The organism is Phenylobacterium sp., from assembly GCF_016793285.1.
Lineage (GTDB): Bacteria > Pseudomonadota > Alphaproteobacteria > Caulobacterales > Caulobacteraceae > Phenylobacterium.
The window spans coordinates 1-5,117 of sequence record NZ_JAEUMO010000038.1; the positions used below are offsets into that span (position 1 = coordinate 1).

The window sequence follows — 5,117 nt, forward strand, 5'->3', positions numbered from 1 at the left end:
GTGCTGCTGTCGGCCCATCGCGCCCGCGCCATCTCGGCCGGCTCGCAACTGATGGTCGATCGCGACAACGACAAGAACCCGGTCGTGGCCCTGCGCGAGATCGCCGACGACGTGGTCGACGCCGAGGAGCTCAAGGAAACCCTGATCGGCACACTGCAGCGCGTCGACGAGCGTTCGGAAGCCGAGGAAGAGGCCGAAACCCTCGCCCTGCTGGCCGATCCGACCCACATGCAGATGAGCGAGCTGGAACTGGTCCGCGCTCTCCAGAGCGACCGTGACGGCGGCCAGGAGGAGCGGTACTGAGCCCGGAAGGCGCAGAACCCCTTCTTCAAGAGGCGGCGGCTACGCCCGTCGCCCCCCCGAAAGACGCACCGATTTCTCCGCCCGTGGCGAGCCCGCGGCCGCGGATGCTTCGTCAGTTCGAGCTGATCGACAAGGTCCGCTCCTACGAGCCCACCGCCGACGAGGCGATGCTCAACCGCGCCTATGTCTACGCCATGCGCCAGCACGGGTCGCAGAAGCGGGCGTCCGGCGATCCCTACTTCGCCCACCCGATCGAGGTGGCGGGCATCCTCACCGACTACCGGCTCGACACCGAGACGATCGTCACGGCCCTGCTGCACGACGTCATCGAGGACACGGACGCCACCCGCGAGAAGGTCGAGGAACTGTTCGGCGCCGAGGTGGCGGAGCTGGTCGAGGGCGTCACAAAGCTCTCCAAGCTGGAGCTCTCCCAGGAGCACCTGCGCCAGGCCGAGAACCTGCGGAAGTTCATCCTGGCCATCTCCAAGGACGTCCGCGTCCTGCTCGTGAAGCTGGCCGACCGCCTGCACAACATGCGGACGCTGCACTTCATCAAGCAGGCGGCCAAGCGCGAGCGGATCGCGCGCGAGACGCTCGACATCTACGGTCCGCTGGCCCGCTCGATCGGGGTGCATCGCATCTGCGAGGAGTTGGAGGAGCTGGCCTTCGCCCACCTGAATCCGGTGGGCCGCAACGCCATCCTGCGCCGCCTGGAGGTCCTGCGGGCCGAGCAGGGCGGGGCGGTCTCGGCGGTCACCCAGGAAATCACCGCCCGCCTCGAGGCCGCCGGCGTGCCCGCCCGCGTCTATGGCCGAGAGAAGAGCGCCTACTCGATCTGGCGCAAGCTGCAACGCAAGTCGATCGGCTTCTCCCAGCTCTCCGACATCTACGCCTTCCGGGTCATCACCGACACCGAGGAGGACTGCTACCGCGCCCTGGGCGTCATCCACCGCGCCTGGCCCAGCGTGCCCGAACGCTTCAAGGACTTCATCTCGACGCCCAAGCGCAACAACTACCGCAGCCTGCACACCACCGTCGTCGGCTATCGCGGCATGCGCATCGAGATGCAGATCCGCACCGAAGCCATGGATCAGGTGGCAGAGGAGGGCGTCGCCGCCCACTGGCGCTACAAGAACGAGAACTACGGCTTCGACGCCGAGCACCAGAAGGCCGCCGGCGGCCGCGACCCGCTGGTCAACCTGCGCCACCTCGTCCAGGTGCTGGAGCACGGCGGCGACGCGGAAGAGCTGGTCGAGCACGCCAAGCTCGAGATGTACCTCGACCAGGTGTTCGTCTTCACGCCGAAGGGCCAGTTGGTCAGCCTGCCGCGCGGGGCCATGCCGCTCGACTTCGCCTATGCGCTCCACACCGACATCGGCGACACCACCATCGGCGCGAAGATCAACGGCGAGTTGAAGCCGCTGCGCACCACGCTCTCGAACGGCGACGTGGTCGAGGTGATCCGCGGCGGCAAGCCCGTGGTCCCGCCCGACTGGCGCTCGCTCACCGTGACGGGCCGGGCCCGCTCGGCGATCCGCCGCCATATCCGCCAGACCGAGCGGGACGAGTTCATCCGCCTCGGCCGCGCCACGGTCGACCAGATGTTCGAGGCCGCCGGCAAGAACCTCAAGGACGTCTCGCTGCGTCCCGCGTGCGAGCGCTTCGCCGTCGCGTCGGAAGACGAGCTGTTCGACGCCGTGGGTCGTGGCCGCGCCGCGCCGGCCCAGGTGCTGGAGACGGTCTTCCCGGGCCTCAAGGCGGCCGAACGCGAGGCCGCAGCGGCGCGCCGCCAGATCCAGGACGGCAAGGGCGCGCGGCTCTACGTCCGGGGCAGCGGCCTCACCCCGGGTGTCACCCTGCACTTCGGCGAATGCTGCTCGCCGGTGCCTGGAGACCGCATCGTGGGGATCCTGGAGAACGACGGCCGCGGCCTGACCGTCCACACCATCGACTGCGAGAAGCTCGCCGAATACGAGGATCGCGAGGAACTCTGGCGCGACCTGCAGTGGACGCCCGAGGCCGAGCGCAACGCCACCGCCCGCGCGCGCCTCACCGCCACCATCCGCAATGCGCCGGGTGTGCTGGGCCAGGTCTGCACGATCATCGGCGAGGCCGGCGGCAACATCGTGGGCCTGCGCATGCACCACCGCCAGAGCGACTTCTTCGACGTGGACATCGACGTGGACGTCAACGACGCCCGCCACCTGACGCACATCTCCGCCGCACTCCGGGCGAACCCGAGCGTCGAAGAGGTGGAGCGGACGAAGGGGTAGGGGCGCCCTCCGCTCCCTCTACTCCAGGAAGGTCACGCTGACGTTGAAGCGAGGCCCGCCGCGAGCGCCGCTACAGTGTTGAGCCGAGGGGAACTCAGTCCCCCAGCAGCACCACGCCGGTCACCGCCTCGCGGTGGCGCACTTCGTCCTGCCAGTGGCCCATGATGCGCTTCAGGATGTACGGCGGGACCCAGTCGAAGGCGTCGGCGCCGCCGTTCTCCAGGAACAGCGGGGTGATCGAGCTGTAGTTCTGTTCGATGAGCGCCTCGCAGAAGGCGCGGATCGTGCGCTGGTCGGTGATCGCGGGTTCGGTCCGCGGCTCCTCCGTCACGCGTCCGCCCACCGGCGCCCACAGGCGCGGGTAGGGCTGGTCGCACGCCACGCCCTTCAGGCGCGCGCAGCCGCTCAGGTTCAGCCGCAGGTGGCCCAGGCCGCCGGCCGGCGTGTCCATGAGCAGGAAGGCCAGGTCCACCGACAGGATCATGCGCGAAGGCGTCGCCCAGGCGGTCAGCCGGAATCCGGTGTCGATCGACGGGCCCACGAACTCGCGGGTGATCGTCGCGCCGAAGGGGTAGGCGTACCACTCGTCGCGGATCTCGGACTGCACGATCAGCGGATCGCGGGCGATGTCGTCCAGCGGCCCGAAATTGCCCCTCCGGAAGAAGATCTCCGCGTTGGGCGCCGGGAAGAGGCCGATCCAGGCCGTTGATTTCACGTCGAGATGTTCGTCGGCCTCGACGATCGTGGCGCGGTAGCGCTCCAGCGCCGCCAGCCAGACGTACATCAGCGAGTGGGCCTCGTTCGGACCCGTCATCTCGCAGACGTAGAGAAGCTCGTCGCCGTTGCTCTTCCAGAACGTGGGCGCGGTCAGGGCCGGGTTGTGCGTCTCTGCGAAGGCGGCGTGCTCCTCCTTCAGAATGAAGTCGAAGTCTCTGTAGAAGTTCAGGATTTCCGGCCGCCAGATCGTCCGCGACTGCTTGTAGCGGGTGGCGTCCACCAGGTCGGCGCTGAAGAACAGCCGCACGCGCGGCTTGAGCCCCTCCGGAAAGTCCGCCGGAAAGTCCCCCCGCTCGCCCGGCGCCATTGCGCTTCGAGGCGGCTGTATGCCCGCACCATCGGCCATGACGCCGGTTTTAGCGGGCGCGGGCTAACGAGGTGTTTCGATCCAGGCGGAAACCCGCTTGCGGCGGCCGGCGCGGGACGGGACCTTTCGACAGAGCCAAAACCGGACTATCTGGCCCCCATGAACACCGACGACGTCCTCGAAGAGTTCCGCGGCGCGGGCGCGCTGCGCGAAGGCCACTTCATCCTGGCCAGCGGCCGACACTCCCCGATGTTCCTGCAGAAGAACCTGGTCTTCCAGTACGCCGACCGCACCGAGCGGCTCTGCAAGGCGCTGGCGGACAAGATCGTGGCCCGGTTCGGCAAGCCCGACGTCATCGTCGCCCCGGCCGTCGGCGCCATCATCCCAGGCTATGAGGTGGCCCGGGCGTTGGGCGTGCCCTCGATCTACGTCGAGCGCGAGGACGGCAGGTTCAAGCTGCGCCGCGCCTTCAGGATCGCGCCGGGCGCCAAGGTCGTCGTCGTCGAGGACGTCATCACCACCGGCGGCAGCTTCCGGGAGGCCGTGGAGCCGGTCGAGGCGGCCGGCGGCCAGGTCCTCTGCTGCGCCTGCATCGTCGACCGTTCGGGCGGTAAGGCCGACGTGGGCTGGCCCCTGGTCGCGCTGGCCACCGTCGACGTCCCCAGCTACGCCCCCGACCAGATCCCGCCCGAACTCGCCGCGCTGCCGGCCGAGGAGCCCGGCTCGAAGCGGCTGCGGGGATGAGTGGGGGAGGGGTGCATGAGCAGGCTTAGGCTGGGCGTCAACATCGACCACGTGGCGACCGTCCGGAACGCCCGGGGCGAGGGCTATCCCGACCCGGTGCGCGCCGCGGAAATGGCGCTGACCGCCGGCGCCGACGGCATCACCGCCCACCTGCGCGAAGACCGTCGCCATATCTCCGACGCCGACATCGACCAGCTCGCCGCCATCTGCCGCCGCCGCGGTCGGCCCCTGAACTTCGAGTGTGCGGTGACGCCCGAGATGGAGGCCATCGCGCTCGCCCACCGCCCTCACGCCGCCTGCCTGGTGCCCGAGCGCCGCGAAGAGGTGACCACCGAGGGCGGCCTCGACGTCGCCCGCGGCCAGAACACCATCAAGCCCGTGGTGCAAAGGCTCGTCCACGCGGGAATCCGCGTCTCGATGTTCATCGACGCCGACGAGGCGCAGGTCGCCGCGTCGAAGGCGGTCGGCGCCCATGTGGTCGAGCTGCACACCGGCGCCTACTGCGAGGCCGTCCGCGAGCGCCGTCCCCAGGCCGAAGCCCTGCTGCGCAACCTGAGGGCCGCCGCCGCCCGGGCCCGCGAGCTGGGCCTCGAGGTCCACGCCGGCCACGGCATCGACTACGAGACGGTGAAGCCCATCGCCGCCATCCCCGAACTCGCCGAGCTCAACATCGGCCACTTCCTGATCGGCGAGGCGATCTTCATCGGGCTCGG

The 5,117-nt window shown here is 69.4% G+C and carries 5 protein-coding genes; 4 read left to right on the top strand and 1 reads right to left on the bottom strand.

The features are described from left to right. Both rpoZ and JNL41_RS04520 read left to right on the top strand, forming a co-directional pair. A partial coding sequence (gene rpoZ / locus JNL41_RS04515; protein WP_293473080.1) for a DNA-directed RNA polymerase subunit omega occupies nt 1-303 on the top strand: 303 nt, incomplete at its 5' end. 104 nt (nt 304-407) lie between these two features. Further along, entirely contained in the window at nt 408-2,576 is a 2,169-nt protein-coding gene (locus JNL41_RS04520; RefSeq protein WP_293473081.1) for a bifunctional (p)ppGpp synthetase/guanosine-3',5'-bis(diphosphate) 3'-pyrophosphohydrolase, read from the top strand. Between the two features lie 94 nt (nt 2,577-2,670). Here JNL41_RS04520 and JNL41_RS04525 read toward each other — a convergent pair whose 3' ends face one another. Beyond that, nucleotides 2,671-3,600 (bottom strand): hypothetical protein, encoded by a 930-nt coding sequence (locus JNL41_RS04525; protein ID WP_293473082.1) that lies wholly within the window; start codon nt 3,598-3,600, stop codon nt 2,671-2,673. Nucleotides 3,601-3,819: 219 nt separating this feature from the next. Here JNL41_RS04525 and pyrE point away from each other — a divergent pair, with 219 nt between their 5' ends. Further along, on the top strand, nt 3,820-4,404 hold the full coding sequence (gene pyrE / locus JNL41_RS04530; protein WP_293473083.1) for an orotate phosphoribosyltransferase: 585 nt from the start codon (nt 3,820-3,822) through the stop codon (nt 4,402-4,404). Nucleotides 4,405-4,419: 15 nt separating this feature from the next. Then, nucleotides 4,420-5,117 (top strand): pyridoxine 5'-phosphate synthase (locus tag JNL41_RS04535; RefSeq protein ID WP_293473084.1); only part of this gene is annotated, 698 nt, incomplete at its 3' end.

What these genes read in the sequence shown, in the direction of transcription:
- pyrE (WP_293473083.1), top strand. Translation starts at nt 3,820, where the DNA reads ATGAACACCGACGACGTCCTCGAAGAGTTCCGCGGCGCGGGCGCGCTG.
- JNL41_RS04520 (WP_293473081.1), top strand. Translation starts at nt 408, where the DNA reads ATGCTTCGTCAGTTCGAGCTGATCGACAAGGTCCGCTCCTACGAGCCC.